The 18614-nt window shown below is 62.5% G+C and carries 12 protein-coding genes and 2 pseudogenes; 5 read left to right on the forward strand and 9 right to left on the reverse strand.

Annotation, left to right across the window (positions count from 1 at the left end; translation table 11 throughout):
* Positions 1–43 precede the first annotated feature (43 nt).
* The 3 genes and pseudogenes from CI805_RS10490 to moaB all read left to right on the forward strand — a co-directional run bounded on the left by CI805_RS10490 (position 44) and on the right by moaB (position 3396).
* Positions 44–832, forward strand: coding sequence for a uracil-DNA glycosylase family protein (locus CI805_RS10490; protein ID WP_260923062.1), 789 nt, complete (start codon positions 44–46; stop codon positions 830–832).
* Between the two features lie 207 nt (positions 833–1039).
* Positions 1040–2856, forward strand: a pseudogene (locus CI805_RS10495) (transglycosylase SLT domain-containing protein).
* Between the two features lie 12 nt (positions 2857–2868).
* A complete protein-coding gene (gene moaB, locus CI805_RS10500) occupies positions 2869–3396 on the forward strand; it encodes a molybdenum cofactor biosynthesis protein B (protein WP_260923073.1) in 528 nt (175 codons plus the stop codon).
* Positions 3397–3399: 3 nt separating this feature from the next.
* Here moaB and CI805_RS10505 read toward each other — a convergent pair whose 3' ends face one another.
* The gene (locus CI805_RS10505; protein WP_260923076.1) at positions 3400–4251 is read right to left on the reverse strand and encodes an arylamine N-acetyltransferase family protein; all 852 of its coding nucleotides are present in this window, start codon (positions 4249–4251) and stop codon (positions 3400–3402) included.
* 204 nt (positions 4252–4455) lie between these two features.
* Between CI805_RS10505 and CI805_RS10510 the strand changes: the two genes are divergently transcribed.
* Together CI805_RS10510 and CI805_RS10515 are read left to right on the forward strand one after the other, a co-directional pair.
* Positions 4456–6891: a membrane-bound PQQ-dependent dehydrogenase, glucose/quinate/shikimate family gene (locus tag CI805_RS10510; RefSeq protein WP_260923078.1), complete on the forward strand. Its 2436-nt coding sequence runs from the start codon at positions 4456–4458 to the stop codon at positions 6889–6891.
* A pseudogene (locus CI805_RS10515) lies at positions 6891–8275 on the forward strand (carbohydrate porin). Before CI805_RS10510 ends, CI805_RS10515 begins: the two are co-directional and overlap by 1 nt.
* Before the next feature lie 51 nt (positions 8276–8326).
* On the opposite strand, the gene CI805_RS10525 reads toward CI805_RS10515, so the two are convergent.
* From CI805_RS10525 to fabG, 8 genes are all read right to left on the reverse strand, one after another.
* Positions 8327–9958, reverse strand: a complete 1632-nt coding sequence (locus tag CI805_RS10525; protein WP_260923081.1) for an alpha-D-glucose phosphate-specific phosphoglucomutase — start codon at positions 9956–9958, stop codon at positions 8327–8329.
* A gap of 107 nt (positions 9959–10065) precedes the next feature.
* A complete protein-coding gene (locus tag CI805_RS10530) occupies positions 10066–10590 on the reverse strand; it encodes a hypothetical protein (protein WP_260923082.1) in 525 nt (174 codons plus the stop codon).
* A gap of 42 nt (positions 10591–10632) precedes the next feature.
* Entirely contained in the window at positions 10633–10965 is a 333-nt protein-coding gene (locus tag CI805_RS10535; protein ID WP_260923083.1) for a hypothetical protein, read from the reverse strand.
* A gap of 105 nt (positions 10966–11070) precedes the next feature.
* On the reverse strand, positions 11071–11577 hold the full coding sequence (locus CI805_RS10540) for a helix-turn-helix transcriptional regulator (protein ID WP_260927942.1): 507 nt from the start codon (positions 11575–11577) through the stop codon (positions 11071–11073).
* A gap of 150 nt (positions 11578–11727) precedes the next feature.
* A complete protein-coding gene (gene lepA / locus CI805_RS10545; protein ID WP_260923085.1) occupies positions 11728–13530 on the reverse strand; it encodes a translation elongation factor 4 in 1803 nt (600 codons plus the stop codon).
* A gap of 32 nt (positions 13531–13562) precedes the next feature.
* A complete protein-coding gene (locus CI805_RS10550) occupies positions 13563–15878 on the reverse strand; it encodes an EAL domain-containing protein (RefSeq protein WP_260923087.1) in 2316 nt (771 codons plus the stop codon).
* A gap of 640 nt (positions 15879–16518) precedes the next feature.
* Positions 16519–17637 carry a DNA polymerase III subunit beta gene (dnaN, locus tag CI805_RS10555; RefSeq protein WP_260923089.1) on the reverse strand — a complete coding sequence of 373 codons (1119 nt, stop codon included), beginning with the start codon at positions 17635–17637 and terminating at the stop codon, positions 16519–16521.
* Between the two features lie 191 nt (positions 17638–17828).
* Positions 17829–18593: a 3-oxoacyl-[acyl-carrier-protein] reductase gene (gene fabG / locus CI805_RS10560; RefSeq protein ID WP_260923094.1), complete on the reverse strand. Its 765-nt coding sequence runs from the start codon at positions 18591–18593 to the stop codon at positions 17829–17831.
* Positions 18594–18614: the final 21 nt, after the last annotated feature.

The following is an 18614-nucleotide window of genomic DNA, read 5'->3' on the forward strand; positions in this document are numbered from 1 at the left end:
CCAGCCTTGATTGCTGGCAAGCGAGAGGTCAAGAGCCGTAACCATGGTTCAGCCGCCAAATCCAGAAAATTGGGACGGGAATGCCCCGTTCGATGCGCGCTTCGATCCCCGCACGGCGATTTCGGGCGTGCTCGACTGGTGGCGCGAGGCAGGTATTGACAGCGACTTCCTCGACGAGCCGCGCAAATGGATCGTGCCCGAAAGCGAGGAAGAGGACGAACCGCGCGGTCCGGCGCGCCTGATCGCCGCCGTCGAACTCGAAGGCCCGCCTCCGCCGCCGCGCCTCGATGGCGACATGCCAGAGACACTCGCGGCGTTCCGGCAATGGTGGCTGGAAGCGCCTGTGCTGGACGACGGTCGCACCGGTGGCCGTGTCGCCCCGCAAGGGCCGGAAGGCGCGGCATTGATGGTGTTGGTCGAACAGCCCGAGATCGAAGACGCCAACTCTCTTCTCTCTGGCCCACAGGGGCGGCTGCTCGATGCAATCCTCACAGCTTTCGGACTGAGCCGCGAAACCGCCTATATCGCCAGCGTGCTCCCGCGCCATATGCCCGCCGCCGACTGGCGCGCGCTGGGCGAGCGGGGGCTGGGCGATATCGTGGCACACCACGTTGCCCTGGCCCGCCCGCAGCGCCTCCTGACCCTTGGCGGACACATCCTGCCGCTCATCGGCCACGAGTTACCGCAACGCCCTGCCGTTTTAACGCGATTTAACCAAGGAAAGAATGAGATCCCCATGTTGGCCACACGGGACCTCTCTTCGATGCTGCACAGACCGCAGGCGAAGGCAGTTCTCTGGAAGGCCTGGCTGGAATGGACCGCGCAGCGCTGAACGCCCCGCACCCATGCCAGCCGACAAGAAGGGCATAGCGCTCAACAGGCGCGATGCTGGACCGGGCATGGGGCTCGACAGGACTAGACGCTTGGTTGCACGGCCCACGGATCGGCGCTGCGCATCAAGAGCGGGATCAGGGACGACACTTTGACGAAACGGAACGGCGTGGGCGCGGCAACCCGCAGGACTTTCGTAGCCATTGCGATGCTGATGGGAGCCTCTGCGGCCACCCCGGCGCTCGCGAACAGCGCAGCGGTCGATTACTTCCGCGCGCGCGCCGACAGCACCGCTGTCCCGACCCTGCTCAGCCAGGACGATCGCGGCTATTACGGTAGAGTCTTCGCAGCGATCGATGCCAAGGACTGGCGCACGGTGCAGTCCCTGCTCGCCCAGCAAAGCGCCCAGCCGGACAGCAACAACCCGCTCCAGCGCGAGGCCGTGGCAGAGTATTACCTCGCCGCCGGCTCGCCCAGAGTTCCGCTGGCCGACCTCCAGACCTGGCTGGCCGGCGGCACGCAGCTTCCCGGTGCCGACCAGATCAGCCGACTTGCGCTCAAGCGCGGGGCAGGCAGCATTCCGGATTTGCCGCTCGAACAGCAGGTTGCGCGCCTGCCATCGTTGCCCAAGCGCACCCGCCCAGCCCCCACCAACGACGGCACCATGCCGCAACTGGTATCGAACAACATCCTCGACCGGATCAGGAACGACGACCCGCAAGGCGCCCGCGTGCTGCTCGACGGGATCGACGCAACGCTCAGCGACAACGCTCGGGCGGAATGGCGTCAGAAGGTGGCCTGGAGCTACTACATCGAGAATCAGGACGCCAATGCCTATCAGATGGCGCAGTTGGCAACGCAAGGCGTCGGCCCCTGGGTCGGCGAGGCATGGTGGACTGCCGGGCTTGCAGCTTGGCGCCTGAACGACTGCGAAGGCGCGGCCGAGGCTTTTCGCAATGCGGCCCGGTCTTCGGATAACGACGAACTGACCAGCGCCGCCTATTACTGGCAGGCCCGTTCGCTGGTGCGCTGCCGTCGTCCGGAAGAAGCAACGCCGGTGCTGCGCATGGCTGCCAAGCGCGACGAGACGCTTTACGGCATGCTCGCCGTTGAACAGCTTGGCATGCGCCTGCCCGCCCAGCATGCCGATGCCGACTTCACGATGAGCGACTGGCAGAAGCTGCGAGACAATCCCAATGTCCGCACCGCCGTCGAACTGACCGAAATCGGACAGGATTCACTGGCCGACGAAGTGCTGCGCCATCAGGCACGGATCGGCGATCCGGGGCAATATGGTCCGCTAAGCCGCCTTGCGCGTGACCTCGGCCTGCCCTCCACGCAGTTGTGGATGGCCTATAATGCGCCGCAGGGCGGACGCCCCGATCCTGCCTCGCGCTTCCCCACGCCCAAGTGGACGCCGGTAGGCGGCTGGAAGGTAGATCCTGCGCTGATGTATGCCCACACGCTGCAGGAATCGGTGTTCAACACCGATATCGTCAGCCCGGCAGGCGCGCGTGGCCTCATGCAGGTCCTGCCAAGCACAGCGGGGACTATGCCTCGGTCGTCGGCGTGCCGGCCACGACCAGCAACCTCAACAAGCCCGAGGTCAACCTCGCCTACGCACAGCAGTTCCTCGACAGTCTGCGCGATCAGCCCGCGACGCAGGGGCTGCTACCCAAGGTCATGGCCGCCTACAACGCCGGGATCGTACCGATCTCGCGCTGGAACACGCAGGTCAATTCGCAGGGCGATCCGCTGCTCTGGATGGAATCCCTGCCATACTGGGAAACGCGCGGCTACGTGAACATCGTGCTGCGCAACTACTGGATGTACGAGCGGCAGGCAGGCGGCGATTCTGAAAGCCGCATGGCGCTGGCACAGGACATGTGGCCGACTTTCCCCGGCCTTTCGGGCTCGAAGGGCGTGCGCATGGCGGTAAACGGCGCGCTGATCGGCCAGCCGGTCGCGATGAACACCGATGCCGACGCCCCTGCCCGTCCACAGTTCGCCGACAGCCGCGACTGAGCGCGCTTTCACATGGCCATCGACACCTCGCGGACATTCCGTCCGATCCGCATCGCGCTGCTGACAGTCTCCGACACGCGCGGGCCCGACGAGGACACTTCCGGCGACATCCTTGCCGCGCGCATCACCGGCGCCGGGCATACGCTCGCCCATCGCACCATCGAGCGCGACGATGCCGGGAAGATCGCCGAACGGCTCAACCTCTGGATCGACGATCCCGAAGTCGATGCCGTGGTCTCCACCGGCGGCACCGGTCTGACCGGGCGCGATGTGACGCCCGAGGCGCTCGACCTTGTGAAGGACAAGGACATTCCCGGCTTCGGCGAACTGTTCCGCTGGCTGTCCTACAAGACCATCGGCACATCCACGGTGCAGTCGCGCGCCTGCGCTGTCCTGGCGCGGGGCACCTACATCTTTGCGCTGCCCGGCTCCAACGGCGCCGTGAAGGACGGCTGGGACGGCATCCTTGCCGAACAACTCGACAGCCGCAACCGCCCCTGCAATTTCGTGGAACTGATGCCCCGCCTTCGCGAGGTCTGACGATTATCGGAATAGCGGTAGCGCAGCGGCTTCCTCATCGCCAAGCGCAATGCCGAAGGTTTCGCGCAAAAGCTGCGCATATTCGTCGGAGGTTTCGATCTCGCGCACTTCGCGCGTCTTGCCGCCCGCGCGATAGATCGACAGACGGCGATCGCTCAAGGCCGCGAAGCCATCAGGCAGTACCACGCTGGCGACATGCGCAGTGACGAAGCGTGAGCCGGACCGTGTCGATGTCCAGTGACTGCCCATTTCCAGATCCTCGGGCCAGACCTGCGCAGTATCGAAGACGTACTGCACCTGCCACTCGCCATGGTCAGCCGCGCGTCCATCCGTAGCAGCGGAAGGGCCTGCGCGCTCGACCATCCATTCGCCGTCCAGCGGCAGTTCAGGGCCGGTACGTCGCACCCGGTGACGGGCGCCATCCGGTGTTTCTGCCGTGTAACCATCCTCCAGACGCAGCGGCGGAACATAGCTACCGCCAAAGCCCGCATCGGCCAGCCAGCTCTCACCCGGACCGGTGCGGACCAGCAGCAGCGTGTGCGTGCGGGGCGGGACAACTTCAGGCGCAAGGCCCAGTCGCACGCGGGCCAGCAAGGGACGATTCGGTAATCCGAGTGCGGTCAGCACATCGGAGAACAAGCGATTCTGCTCGAAGCAGTAGCCCCCGCGGCCCCGCACCACAAGCTTGTCGAACACGGAAGCAGAGTCGATCAGGATCGGGCGGCCCAGCGGAATATCGAGGTTCTCGAACCCGATTGTCTGGCGATGCGCTGCCTGCAACAGGGCGAGCCCTTCGACACCGGCAGAAGGAGCAGCCGCAAGGCCGATGCGCGAAAGATAGCGAGAAAGGTCCATGGGCAAGGCGCTTACGACGCCCGACCGCTGTGGACAAGTCTGCGTAAAATCGGTGAACAGGATGCGAATAAACTGTTGGCAAGCCTTTGCCCGGCATATCACTCAACCACCGGAAAAGCGCGCGATATCGCTGAACGCCAAATTAATTTTTTACGTGCAGTCGCATTTTTTCTGCAACTTGTCGCACAAATGCTCGTTCGACCCGTGACAACGGGAGAACTGTCACATGCCCCCACTACCATACCAAGGCGTCCCTGGTTCAGCGGCGCCGTCTTCATTCTCGTCGGACTGGTGCTCGCCATCGGCGGCGTCTGGCTCGCCGCCGTTGGCGGATCCCTCTATTACCTCATCGCCGGTATCGCCGTCGCAGCGACCGGCGCGCTGCTGTTGATGCGCAGCCCCTGGGCCCTGTGGCTCTACGGCGCGACCCTGCTGGGCACGACGCTCTGGGCCATCGGCGAAGTCGGCTTCGACGGCTGGAGCCTTGAGCCCCGCCTCGTCGCACCGCTCATTCTCGGCCTCTGGCTGCTGCTTCCCTGGGTCCGTCGCGGGCTCATCGGCAATGGCGCCGGAACCGGCGTAGGCCGTACTGCCGTGTGGGCACCCGCCCTCACCTCGGCCCTCGCCGTCGTGGTGCTGGTCATCGGTTTCGCCACGCCCGTCGGCGTCAACGGCACCGCCACGGCCCGCAACTATGCGGGCCAAGTGGATGATACCGTTCCAGCCTCCGACTGGTGGTTCTACGGTCGCACCCCCAAGGGTGATCGCTATTCTCCGCTCGATCAGGTCAACACCGGCAACGTGAAGGACCTCAAGGTCGCGTGGACCGCCCAGACAGGAGACACCATGCGTCCCGGCGAGGACATTGGCGGCACCGATGCCGGTCACGAGTTCAACTTCGAAGCCACGCCGATCAAGGTCGGCGATACGATGTATCTGTGCACCGGTCATTCGTGGGTCGAAGCGATCGATCCGGCCACCGGCAAGATCAAGTGGAAGTTCGATCCCAAGGCGCAGACCGACGCCGACGTCTACCTCGCCTGCCGCGGGGTGTCTTACTATCAAGCGCCTGCGGGCAAGAGCAGCGTTTGCCCCACCCGCATCATTGCCCCTGTGCTCGATGCACGCGTGGTCGCCCTGAATGCCGAGACCGGCAAGCCCTGCTCGGACTTCGGCAACAACGGTTTCATCGACCTCAAGCAGTATCTTGGCCACGTTCCTGCCGGGTTCCACTTCGTCACCTCGCCCCCGCTGGTCCTGCATGATCGCATGATCCTGGGTGGCTGGATCTACGACAACCAGGCCGAGCAAGAACCTTCGGGCGCCGTCCGCGCCTTCGATCCCATCTCGGGCAAGATCGTCTGGGCCTGGGATGTCGGCCACCCCGATCAGGTCGTCCACCCCGGCGACGGCACCGAGCTTACGCGCGGCACACCTAATGCCTGGGGTGTCTACACCGCCGATGCGGCGCTCAACACCGTCTACCTGCCGCTCGGCAACGCGACGCCCGACTACTACGGCGGCAACCGTCGTCCTTTCGATAACGCCTACAACTCGTCCATCGTGGCGCTGGACATCACCACAGGTCAGCCCAAGTGGCATTTCCAGACCGTCCACCATGACGTGTGGGACATGGATCTGCCGATCGGGCCATCGCTGGTCGATCTGCCGATCAACAACCAGATGGTCCCGGCGCTGGTCCAGTCGACCAAGCGCGGTGAGTTCTTCGTACTCGATCGCCGCACCGGCAAGCCGCTGGTCGAAACGGTCGAGAAGAAGGTGCCCACCAATGGCGTTCCGGGTGATACCCTGTCACCCACGCAGCCCTACTCGCCGGGCATTCCTTCGGTGACGCCGGCCGATCTCGTCGAGAACCACCTGTGGGGCGCGACGCCGATCGACCAGATGATGTGCCGCATCCAGTTCCGCCAGTCGGCTTATCAGGGGCAGTTCACGCCGCCCCAGCTCAAGCCGACGATCGTCTATCCCGCCTTCGACGGCGTGATCGACTGGCACGGCGCAACCATCGATCCGGTGCACAAGCTGCTGATCGCGAATGCCAACTACATTCCGTTCCGCATCACCATGCTGCCGCGCGGTCCGTTCGAGAAGAACGGCAGCGTTCCGGCGTGGAACGGCTCGGGCAACGAGCCCAAGCTGGGTGCCCCGGTCGCCCCGCAATATGGTACGCCCTATGTCGGCAAGGTTCATCCCTGGCTGAACCCGCTTGGCGTCCCCTGCAACCCGCCGCCATGGGGCACGCTGACCGCGATCGATCTCGTCAGCCACAAGATCGTCTGGCAACACCCGATCGGTGACACTCGCGCCACCGGCCTGTTCGGGACGCACACCAACCTGCCGATGAAGACCGGTATCTTCAATATCGGCGGCAACATGGCGACCGCAGGCGGTCTGGACTTCATCGGTGCGACGGCGGACGACATGTTCCGGGCCATCGACACGAAGACCGGCAAGGTGCTGTGGCAGGTCCGGCTTCCCGCCGGTGGCAATGCCACGCCGATGACCTATTCGGTCAACGGACGGCAGTACATCGTGATCGCCGCTGGTGGTCATGGTGGTCTGGGCACCAAGACCGGCGACTATGTCGTCGCTTACGCCCTGCCGCAGAACAAGTCCTGATGAAGCAGGCGATTTCGGTGGCGGCCCTTGTGGCCGCCACCCTCGTCGCGAGCCCCGCCCTCGCGCAAGAGCAACAACAAACACCGGAGAGCGATGCGACTGCAGCAGCGGGAGAGGCCGCAGTCCAGTCCGGTGACGCCAATGCAGGAGGACACCTGCTGGGAGACTGGGGCGGCGTCAGAACCGACCTGTCCGACAAGGGAATCGATATTTCGGCGGGATACCTCTCGGAAACGGGAAGCGTGGTTTCCGGCGGCCTGAAGCACGGCACGGCCTATGCCGACCAGTTGAAGTTGCAGGCCGATATCGACCTGCAGAAACTGGTAAACCTGCGCGGATGGAGCATCCATGGGCAACTCGTTTCACGCCATGGCGTGAGCGCGAGCGCTAAGTACCTTGGCGACGACCTTGGTGCGGTGCAGGAAATCTACGGTGCGACCGGCAATGCCGATATCCACCTCGGGCACCTCTATCTGGAGCATATCGCATCCGGTGGCGGCTTCACGCTCGACGAGAAGATCGGCCGCATCCCGGTGGGCGAGGATTTCAACACTTCTCCGCTCTACTGCGGCTTCCTTTCGCTGGGGATATGTCCGCAGCCGCGCGGGCAGTCGATCGACCAGAGCTATTCGCTCAATCCCAGCGCCACCTGGGGCGGACGGATCAAGGCCGCGACGGCCAACTGGTACGTTCAGGCCGGTGCCTATCAGATACGCCCACGCTACGGCGGCCCCGATGGCTTCGACTGGGGTTGGTCGCACACGATCGGCACCGAGATACCCATCGAGGCCGGTTGGACGCCCCGCTTCGGCCCAATGCGCTTCAGGGCCACTACAAGCTGGGCGGAACCTACGATACCAGCGACCGTCCCGACCTGCGCACCGGATACAGCGATCATGACCATTCGCTCTCGCTCTATGCCAGCTTCGACCAGATGCTGGTGCGGACGGGCAAGAACGGCACGGACGGACTGATGGTGCTGGGCGGATGGACCCATGCCAACCGGCATACGGCAATCTTCCGCGACTATGCCTTTGCAGGCCTCGTCGCCAAGGGCGTGATCCCATCGCGTCCCGCAGACAGCATCGAGGCGATGGTGACGCATGGCTGGATCAGCCAGTCGCTCACCAATGCGCAGGAACTGGCACTCGCCGCCGGAGAGGAACTGCCGACCGGGTTCCCGCCCGCACCGGGTTCGTTCAACGGCCCGGCGACAGCACCCGGTATGCAAACGTCCACGACGACCTATGAACTGGGCTATGCCTTCTCGATCAAGAGCGGGTTCACGGTCACGCCTGACGTCCAGTACGTCGTGCAACCGGGGGCCACCACAGCGGTGCGCAATGCGCTGGTGCTGGGCGGCCGGGTCCAGATCGACCTGTAATTTCGAAAGGGGGCGCGAGACCGGTTCCGTCTCGCGCCCCTTTTCTCAGGATCAGGTGATCACGTCCGGTGCGGCGCGTCCGGTATGCCGGACGATCCCGGCAATCTCCTCCGCCGCAGCGATCAGCGAGGCGAGCATATCACCCGTCTCGGCGTCGAGATCGCCATCTGCCGGAACATAGCTTTCCAGATAGACCCGCAGCGTCGCGCCCTGCGTGCCGGTGCCCGAAAGGCGGAACACCACGCGGCTGCCGTCCACGAACAGCACGCGAAGCCCCTGATTGGCGCTGACCGAGCCATCCACTGGATCGGTGTAGGAGAAGCTGTCCGCGAGCTTGACCGTCAACGATCCGAAGCTCTGCCCCGCAAGGCCTTCCATCTTGCCGGTAAGTTCTGCGATCAAGGCTTCGGCAGCGGGCTTGTCGACCGCTTCGTAGTCATGCCGCGCGTAGTAATTGCGGCCGAACTTCGTCCAATGCTCGCGCGCGAGTTCATCCACCGAGATGCCGCGCACCGCCAGAATGTTGAGCCACAGCAGAACGGCCCAGAGGCCGTCCTTTTCGCGCACATGGTCGGCGCCGGTCCCGGCGCTTTCCTCACCGCAGATCGTGACCTTTCCGGCATCGAGCAAGGTCCCGAAGAACTTCCAACCGGTGGGCGTTTCGTAAATGTCGATACCCAACGCCTCGGCCACGCGGTCCGCGGCAGCGCTGGTCGGCATCGAGCGGGCGATACCCAACGGGCCATCCTTGTAGGCGGGCGCGCAATGCATGTTCGCCGCCAGCATCGCCAGCGAGTCCGACGGGGTGATGAAGCGTCCACGCCCGATGATGAGATTACGATCGCCATCGCCGTCCGAAGCTGCTCCCAGCACCGGCGCACCCTCGCCCATCATCAGGTCGTAGAGATCTTTCGCATGGATCAGGTTCGGATCGGGGTGATGCCCGCCGAAGTCTTCCAGCGGCGTACCATTGACGACAGTGCCCTTGGCAAAGCCCAGCCGGTTTTCGAGCACCTCATGCGCATAAGGCCCGGTGACAGCACTCATCGCATCGAAGCGCATCGTGAAGCCTGCTGCGACAGCCGCGCGGATCGCATCGAAGTCGAACAGGGTTTCCATCAGATCGGCATAGTCCGTGACCGGATCGAGCACGGTGACAGTCATCTCCCCCACCACGACATCGCCCAAAGCGTCGAGATCGATGTCCGGCGTGTCGAGCGACAGCCAGCGATCGATCATCGTGGTGCGTTCCAGAATCGCCTTGGTGACACTTTCCGGCGCGGGGCCGCCATTGGCGATGTTGTACTTGATCCCGAAGTCTTCATCCGGGCCGCCGGGATTGTGACTGGCCGAGAGGATCAGGCCACCGCTGGCCCCGTACTTGCGGATGACATTGCTGGCCGCAGGCGTCGACAGAATACCGCCCTGCCCCACCAGCACGCGGCCATAACCGTTTGCCGCCGCCATGCGGATCGCCTGCTGGATCACGGTGCGATTGTGGAAGCGTCCATCTCCGCCAATCACCAAAGCCGAACCAGCCTCAGGCAAAACAGCATCGAATACCGACTGGATGAAATTCTCGGCATAGTTGGGCTGCTGGAAGACCTTGACCTTCTTGCGCAGGCCGGAGGTTCCCGGCGCCTGACCATCGTAAGGCTGGGTGGCATGAGTCAGGACGTTCAAGCAGATATCTCCATCGAATTGGCGATGACAGGATTACGGTTATCGGATTAAGAAATCCGCCATTGCATTGTTCCTCCGACATTACTTTCGATGGTGACGCCGTGAAGTCAAATCCTCGTCGGCAGAGGCGAACCGGCGCGCAGGACGGGCGGAACGACGCGGGCCAGTGCTTCCCATGATGGATAAGGCCCGATTGCCCTTTCACGCCTGATATGCGCGGTGAGCCCGATGGTCATCACGACCAGCTGTATCCAGCTCGGCATACGCTGCATGATAGCGTAGGCCAGCATGTCGATGTCCGTGAACGCAAACCTGTAGCAGTGCGCCAGAACGGCGATGATCTGCGCGGCGCCCAGCCACAGGGGATAGACCCGGTTCGCCCTCATCGCGACAACGAATATCGCGGCCATGACCCAGAGATCGTTCAGGAAATGCCCGATGTTGCCGCGATCAATCACGATACCCGGCTGACCGAAAATGCCGTGATAGGCAAAATCGAAACCGATCATTCCCAGCAGGATCGATGACAGCCAACGTTCCGGCGCGGCGCCGCGCCGGAACGAGACTATCACCAGAACGACAAGGCCGAACCACTGGAACCAGGCCCTGATGAACCAGAGCGTCTCAAGCATAAAGGCCTGCCAGAACTCCACGGTTCGCCCCAGGCCTGAACGTCAGGCAGCGTCGCGCAGCAGGGAATCGTCCAGCAGGCCGGTATTGTCCGGGCAATTGCCGTCTTCGTCGCCACTCGCCCGCAATTCGCGGTTGAGGTCGAAAAGTTCGCGATGGATTTTGAGCATATCGGTCTGCGAGGCGAGCAGCGTGCGCTGGGTCTTTGCCAGCCGCAAAAGCGCCGCCTGGCCGGTATAGGCCGCCACGCCTTCCGTCTGGCGCGCCAGCAGCATCGTTTCCATCAGACGGGTGGATGCGAGCAGCGCCTGATCGAGCGACAGTTCGGCTTCGGGAAGCTGGCGACCAATACGGGCGCTGGCAACGGCAAGAGTCATCGTCATAAAAGTCCCCCGGCAAACACGGCTCGTCCGCATTGCCCCCAACCAGAAAGAGGGAAGGCTGGCCCGGCTTCCAAAACAAGCGAACATCCGCCGACACGATCATGTCAGATCGCTGAGAGCCCGCACGACGGTCAATCCCAAGACCGCCGTCAACAGCATCCCCATTGCGATCATGACCATGGCAGCAGTCCGGTTCAATCGTCCGGCCGGTCCATCGAGCACCTTCGGGACGATCCGCCCATCCAGTCCGGAACCGGGCATCTCGTCCTGCCATTGAGGAACCACAGTTGCCGGGGTTTGGTTAACCTGAGGAATCTTATCTGGTACTGGATTACAGGCTTCTTCCATCTCCGTCAGGTATTGTCGGTAAACGCGCGCCAGTTCGTTACGCGGCGGAGATCCCGAACGACTACGCACACCCTCGATACGCTGGTTGACGGCGCTCTCGGAAATGCCGAGTTCCCAGGCGATTTCCTTGCTGGTGCGGTTTTCGGCCACGAAGCGCAGAACTTCGTGCTGTTTTGCTGTCAGTTCCGGAAGAAGAACGCGGATGCGACTCGTCGCGTCGTCCTGCACGCCGCGACTGTCCTGCCCGCCATTATCCATCACTCAGATCAAGCCTCACTTCACGCTGCCGCTCCCCCCGGTTCGGCTAACGAGTTGTGAACTATACGCTTGTTTCTGTTAACCTATCAAGTCAATGCGCACACCCCGCGATCAAAGCGACCGTTGGGCGTGGCTGTCGTCACTCTGCGGTCACTCTTCGCCCATGCGCAGTGCGGCGATGAAGGCTTCCTGCGGAATCTGGACGTTGCCATATTCGCGCATGCGCTTCTTGCCTTCCTTCTGCTTTTCCAGAAGCTTCTTCTTGCGGGTAATATCACCGCCATAGCACTTGGCAGTCACGTCCTTGCGCATCGCCGAAATCGTCTCGCGCGCGATCACCTTGGCGCCGATAGCGGCCTGGATCGGGATCTTGAACATGTGGCGCGGGATCAGGTCTTTCAGACGCTCCACCAGCGCACGGCCGCGCGGCTCTGCCTGGCTGCGGTGAACCACCATCGACAGCGCATCGACCGGCTCGTTGTTGACGAGGATGTTCATCATCACGAGGTCACCCTCCTGAAGGCCGATCTGCTCGTAGTCGAAGCTGGCATAGCCGCGGCTGATCGACTTCAGGCGGTCGTAGAAGTCGAACACGACCTCGTTGAGCGGCAGTTCATACGTCACCTGCGCACGGCCGCCGACATAGGTCAGGTCCTTCTGAATGCCACGGCGGTCCTGACAGAGCTTCAGGATCGAGCCGAGGTATTCGTCCGGCGTGTAGATCACCGCCTTGATCCACGGCTCTTCCATGAAGTCGATCTTCACCGGATCGGGCATGTCGGCCGGGTTATGCAGTTCCTTCACGCTGCCGTCGGTCATCGTCAGTCGATAAACCACCGAGGGCGCGGTGGTGATGAGATCGAGGTCATACTCGCGGCTCAGGCGCTCCTGAATGATTTCAAGGTGCAGCAGGCCGAGGAAGCCACAGCGGAAGCCGAAGCCCAGTGCCGCGCTCGATTCCATCTCGAAGCTGAAGGAGGCATCGTTCAGGCGCAGCTTGCCGATCGATTCGCGCAGCTTCTCGAAGTCGTTGGCATCGACCGGGAAGAGGCCGCAGAACACCACGGACTGCACTTCCTTGTAGCCCGGCAGGGCCTCGGTCGCGCCCTGCTTTACGGTTGTGATCGTGTCACCGACCTTGGCCTGCTCCACTTCCTTGATCTGCGCGGTAATGAAGCCGATCTCACCGGGGCCGAGTTCGGGCAGATCGATGCGCTTGGGCGTGAAGCAGCCCACGCGATCGACCAGATGGTCGGTGCCGCCCTGCATGAACTTGACCGGCAGCCCCTTCTTGATGACGCCGTCGATCACGCGCACCAGAATGACGACACCGAGATAAGGGTCGTACCAGGAATCGACCAGCATGGCCTTGAGCGGCGCATTGCGATCGCCCTTGGGCGCCGGAATCTTGGCGACGACGGCTTCGAGAATCTCGTCGATACCGATGCCCGACTTGGCCGAGGCCATGACGGCTTCGGACGCATCGATGCCGATCACTTCCTCGATCTCGTTGCGCACCTTTTCCGGTTCGGCAGCTGGCAGATCGATCTTGTTGATGACAGGCACGATCTCGTGATCATGCTCGATCGACTGGTAGACGTTCGCCAGCGTCTGCGCTTCCACGCCCTGCGCGGCGTCGACCACCAGCAGCGCGCCTTCACACGCGGCAAGACTGCGCGACACTTCGTAAGCAAAGTCGACGTGGCCCGGCGTGTCCATGAGGTTCAGCTCATAAGTCACACCATCCGATGCCGTGTAGTTAAGACGCACCGTCTGCGCCTTGATGGTAATCCCGCGCTCCTTCTCGATATCCATGTTATCGAGCACCTGCGCACTCATCTCGCGGTCGGAGAGGCCTCCGGTGCGCTGGATCAGGCGGTCGGCAAGTGTCGACTTACCGTGGTCGATATGGGCAATGATCGAGAAATTTCGGATCTGGGCGAGGTCTGTCATGAAAGCGCCGTTAGCAGCGCTTTTCATCGCTGTCAGCCTGCCTTGAGCAAGACACCCGCATTGGGCCTTACCGCAGGGGCCGCAACCGCGCTAAACTGCACCGATCCTGTCTCGTCCACATCAAGCGCCTTGCCGAATTTCACGCCAATCCGGTCTTCGTGGCACCATCTGGTCTGTGCCTTCACGCTCAGCCCATCGGCCAGGTGAATGACGAAAGGCGTGCCTTCCGGAACGTTCCATAGCCCTTCTATCATAGCACCGGTTGGAGAGATGTTGCGGATAGTGCCATCGTAGCGATGCTCACCATGTTCCAGCACGACCTTGCGCAACATGGTCTGGCGCGGCGCACGCGCAGAGCGCGGCCCCTGCGCGATGGCGGACAGCCCCATCGCCAGGCGGCGTGCCGCTGCCTTGGCATCAAGCGGACGTTCGTAGATGAAGCCCTGGACATGGCTGCACCCCAGCCGCCGAACGAGATCAAGTTCGTCGAGCGTCTCGACGCCTTCCGCCGTGGTCTCCATGCCAAGCGCCTCGGCGAGATTGACGATCGAAGCGATGATCGCCCCATTACGGCTCCCCTCCATCGTAGCACCGCGCACGAAGCTCTGGTCGATCTTGATCTTGTCGAACGGCGCCTTCTTCAGATAGCCGAGCGAGGAATAGCCGGTGCCGAAGTCGTCCAGCGCCAGCCTTACGCCGATGTTCTTCAGGGCGCTGAACATCGCTTCGGTATTCTTGTTCTCGCCCAGAAATACGCTTTCGGTAATTTCCAGTTCGACCCGATCCGGATCAATGCCGGAGGAAGCGATCGCACTGGCTACGATCGCCGGTAGCACAGGGTTGGCAAATTGCAGCGGTGACACATTTACGGCGACCCTCACATCACGTGGCCAGCTGGCCAGATCGTGACATGCCGTCCGCAACGCCCATTCGCCGATCTGGGCGACAAGTCCGACTTCCTCTGCAATCGGCACGAACTTCGCCGGTGAAATGTAGCCCAGTTGTGGATGGTTCCAGCGCAGGAGCGCCTCGAAGCCGGTGATCTTTTCCGACATCGTGTGAACCTGCGGCTGATAATGCAGCTCAAATCCGCCCGTCGCGATCGCGTCACGAAGATCCTGCTCGAAACGCTGCCGCTCCTTGGCGTCCGAATGGAGATCGTCATCATAGAAATGGTGGCGACCTCGCCCGCCGCCCTTGGCCGCATAAAGAGCAAGATCGGCATTTCGAATCAGCTCATCCGCCGTCACCCCGTCGTCGGGACAGAGGGCAATACCGACAGAAGTGCCGATGATGACCCGCGAACCTTCGATGGAATACGGCTGCGAAATGGTCTCGATGATCCGGCGTGCAAGATGGGCAAGTCCTTCACGCTGATGATGACCATGGAGAATGACTTCGAACTCATCACCGCCAAGACGGCCGACACGCCCCATGCTCCCCACTGTGGAGCGAAGGCGATCGGCCACCTGCACCAGCAGGGCATCACCGGCGGGATGGCCCATCGTATCGTTGACCTGTTTGAAGCGATCGAGATCGAGCAGGAACACAGCGCAGGCCTTGTTCTCGATCCGTGGCGCAGCGAGCACTTTCTCAAGCCATTCCGACATCTGAAAGCGATTGGCCAGCTTGGTAAGCGAATCGAAACGCGCCAGCTGCGTCACATGCTGTTCGGAACGACGGCGCTCGGTAAGATCTGCACCCGAGCCTCGAAAGCCCATGAAGTTGTCGAACTGATCCAGAACCGGCCTGCCGGTGATCGACCACCAGCGCTCCTCTGCATCGCCCGTCGCTGCCAGCACCGCCAGATCCACAAACGACGAGCGCGTCGAAAGGTGGAAAACCAGTGTACGTTCGCTTTCCTGCTCCTGCGCATCGAGCATGAACAGCGACGTGAAGGGCCTGCCTGCCAATTCCCCATGCCCACGACCGAGATGCTGCGCGATTTGCGGCGATACGTAGGTAATCTGCCCACGGCGGTCCGTTTCCCAGAACCAGCCCTGCCCACATTCCTCGAATTCGCTCAGAAGTTCGCCAGCTCGCGCATGAATGCGATCGTGCTCGATGCGTCGCTCTTCAGCTTCTTTTGATGCCCGTGCATGACGCACAACGCAGTAAAGGCCAAATACGCCACCAAGGACCAGCATCAGATATGTCTGCGACGAACCGGCAAACAGCAGTACACCTGTCCATAACCCCAGCGTAGCCGCCACCACGGATGTCAGATTGCCTTCCAGCAAGGCCACCGCAGCGAGCAGGATCATGACATAAATACTGGTGGTCACGCTCCAGTCGGTATCTGTCCGCATGGTCGTCCAGGTTGCGGTCGCCAGTCCATACAAGAACATGGGCAAGGCAATCCCTGCAAGCAGAACGGGGTAGCGACGCAGGTCATGGGGCGCGAGGCGGCCTTGCACAGCGGTCAACGCCGGAGCTGACAGACACAGCGCAATTGCAGCGCACAGCGCCCAGATGGTCAACGCGCCGGGGGCTCTTGCGCTCGAAGCCCAATGAAAACGGCCATGGCAGACATCGCCAGCGCCATGGCAGCCCAACGCCGAGGAAGGAAACCGTCTGCCGCTCCAGCCACGACATCCGCCGTTACCCGACGCGCAAAGCTGTTGCGAACGGCTGGCTCATTGTGGGATGGCTGATCATCAGGCAGGATCGCGGCCGCCAGATCACTCCGCCGTACATCCAAAATCCGGTCTGGAGAGCCACCGGAATCTTGGTGGCTCTCCGCTTGAGCAGCGTCAACAGCGCCTGCTTTGCGGGACCTGCTATTACCTGCCGGATTCTGCTTCTAGCCATGCGCGTCACTATGCCGGAAACGCCCTTGCCATCCGGTTAAACATACGAAGCAAACGGCCGGTAAATCTGCATGTTCCAAGGCCACTCACATCAAAGGCCGAAGCTTCCTCATGGAAAGCTTCGGCCTTTGAAATCTCGCATCGTATAATCGCAGCCCGACAATACCGGGCTGGCGTCCTAGACGCGCATCGGCATCAGTACGTAAAGCGCCGGGCTCTTTTCATCCTGGCGGATCAGCGTGGGCGCACCGGCATCGGCCAGATGCAGCTCCACCGTATCGCCATCTATCTGACCGAGGATGTCCTTGAGATAATTGGCGTTAAAGCCAATTTCGAAGCCCTCTGCCGAGTAGTCTGCCGGAACTTCCTCAGCTGCCGTGCCGTTGTCCGGCGACGTGACCGAAAGCGTCACCCGGTCCTGCTCCAGCGCCATCTTGACCGCACGGGTCTTCTCGGTGGCGATGGTCGCCACGCGGTCCACGCCCTCGAAGAACGACTTGGGGTCGATCTTGAGCAGCTTGTCGTTACCGGTCGGGATGACACGATTGTAATCGGGGAACGTGCCGTCGATCAGCTTGCTGGTCAGCACCACGCCATGCTCGCCGCCCAGCGTGAAGCGCACCTTGCTGGCCGAAAGATCGACGAGCACCTTGGTGTCGAGCACTTCCTCGATCAGCTTGCGCAGCTCGGTCACGCATTTGCGCGGCACAATCACGTCCGGCATGCCTTCGGCCCCATCGGGGCGCGCCAGCGTGAAGCGGGCGAGGCGATGGCCATCCGTTGCCGCAGCCTTCAGCTCGTCCTCGGTGACGTGGAAGAAGATGCCGTTCAGATAATACCGGGTTTCCTCAGTCGAGATCGCGAAGCGGGTGCGGTCGATCAGCTGCGCCAGCGTGGCCGCCGGAATCTCGAAGCTGGTCGGCAGTTCGCCTTCGGCGATCATCGGGAAGTCATCGCGCGGCAGCGTCGGCAGCTGGAAGCGGCTGCGCCCGGCCTTCACCACCATGCGCCCTTCGGCGGCATCGAGGTTCACCTGGCTGCCATCGGGCAGCTTGCGGGCGATATCGAACAGCAGGTGCGCGGAAACCGTGATGGCGCCTGCCTGTTCGACCGAAACGGCGCCCACCGATTCGACGACCTGAAGGTCAAGGTCGGTCGCCATGATGCGCAGGGCACCGGCAGACGATGCCTCGATCAGCACGTTCGAGAGGATGGGAATCGTATTGCGGCGCTCGACGACCGACTGCACGTGGGAAAGACAGCGCAGCAGCGTGGAACGTTCGATAGTGGCCTTCATGACAGCCTCAGGTCCCCCTTGGTCGGGCTTGGGTTCAAGAAACCCCGAAAATTGGACCACTATCTCTAGCGCGAGTCAGGCATGCGGCAAGCGCGATGTGGCCTGAAACCTGCGAAACTGGGGATAAATCCGGGTTTCGCCCCGAAGAGAGCGGGTGGAAAGCGATTTCGCCCTCCACCCGGCCTTTCCGGTCAGATCATCACCATGCCGCCGTTGACGTGGATTGTCTGGCCGGTGACGTAGCCCGCTTCCTTGCTCGCCAGGAATACGGCGGCAGCGGCGATGTCATCGCCCTCGCCCATCCGGCCCATCGGGATGCGACCGTTGAGGGCATCTTTCTGGGCATCGGGCAGAACGTCGGTCATCGCGGTGCGGATGAAGCCCGGCGCGATGCAGTTCACGGTAACGTTGCGGCTGGCCAGTTCCTGCGCGAGGCTCTTGGACATCGCGGTGATGCCGCCCTTGGCCGCGCAGTAGTTCATCTGGCCGGGGTTGCCGGTCGTGCCGACCACCGAGGTCACGTTGATGATACGGCCGAAGCGCGCCTTCATCATCGGCTTGGTGACGGCGCGCATAAGGCGGAAGGTCGATTCGAGGTTCACGCGGATCACCGCATCCCACTCCTCGTCCTTCATGCGCATCGCGAGGTTATCACGCGTAATCCCGGCATTGTTGACGAGAATGTCGATCTTACCGAGCGTCTCCAGCGCGGCGGGCACCAGCTTCTCGACGTCCTCGGCGCTCGACAGGTTGCAGGCGATGGCGACGTGATCGACATCCTGCAGGTGCTGCGGGGTGTGCTCGACCAGTTCCTCGCGGAAGGCGCGGAGCTTGTCGGCATTGGAGCCGGAGATCACGAGGCGGGCGCCCTGTGCGGCCAGCGCGCGAGCCACCGACGAGCCGATACCGCCCGAAGCGCCGGTAACGAGGGCGGTCATTCCGTGAAGATCGAACATGGTCTTGGTTCCTCTGGAAAA

The sequence above is a fragment of the Novosphingobium sp. 9 genome (assembly GCF_025340265.1).
Classification (GTDB): Bacteria; Pseudomonadota; Alphaproteobacteria; order Sphingomonadales; family Sphingomonadaceae; genus Novosphingobium.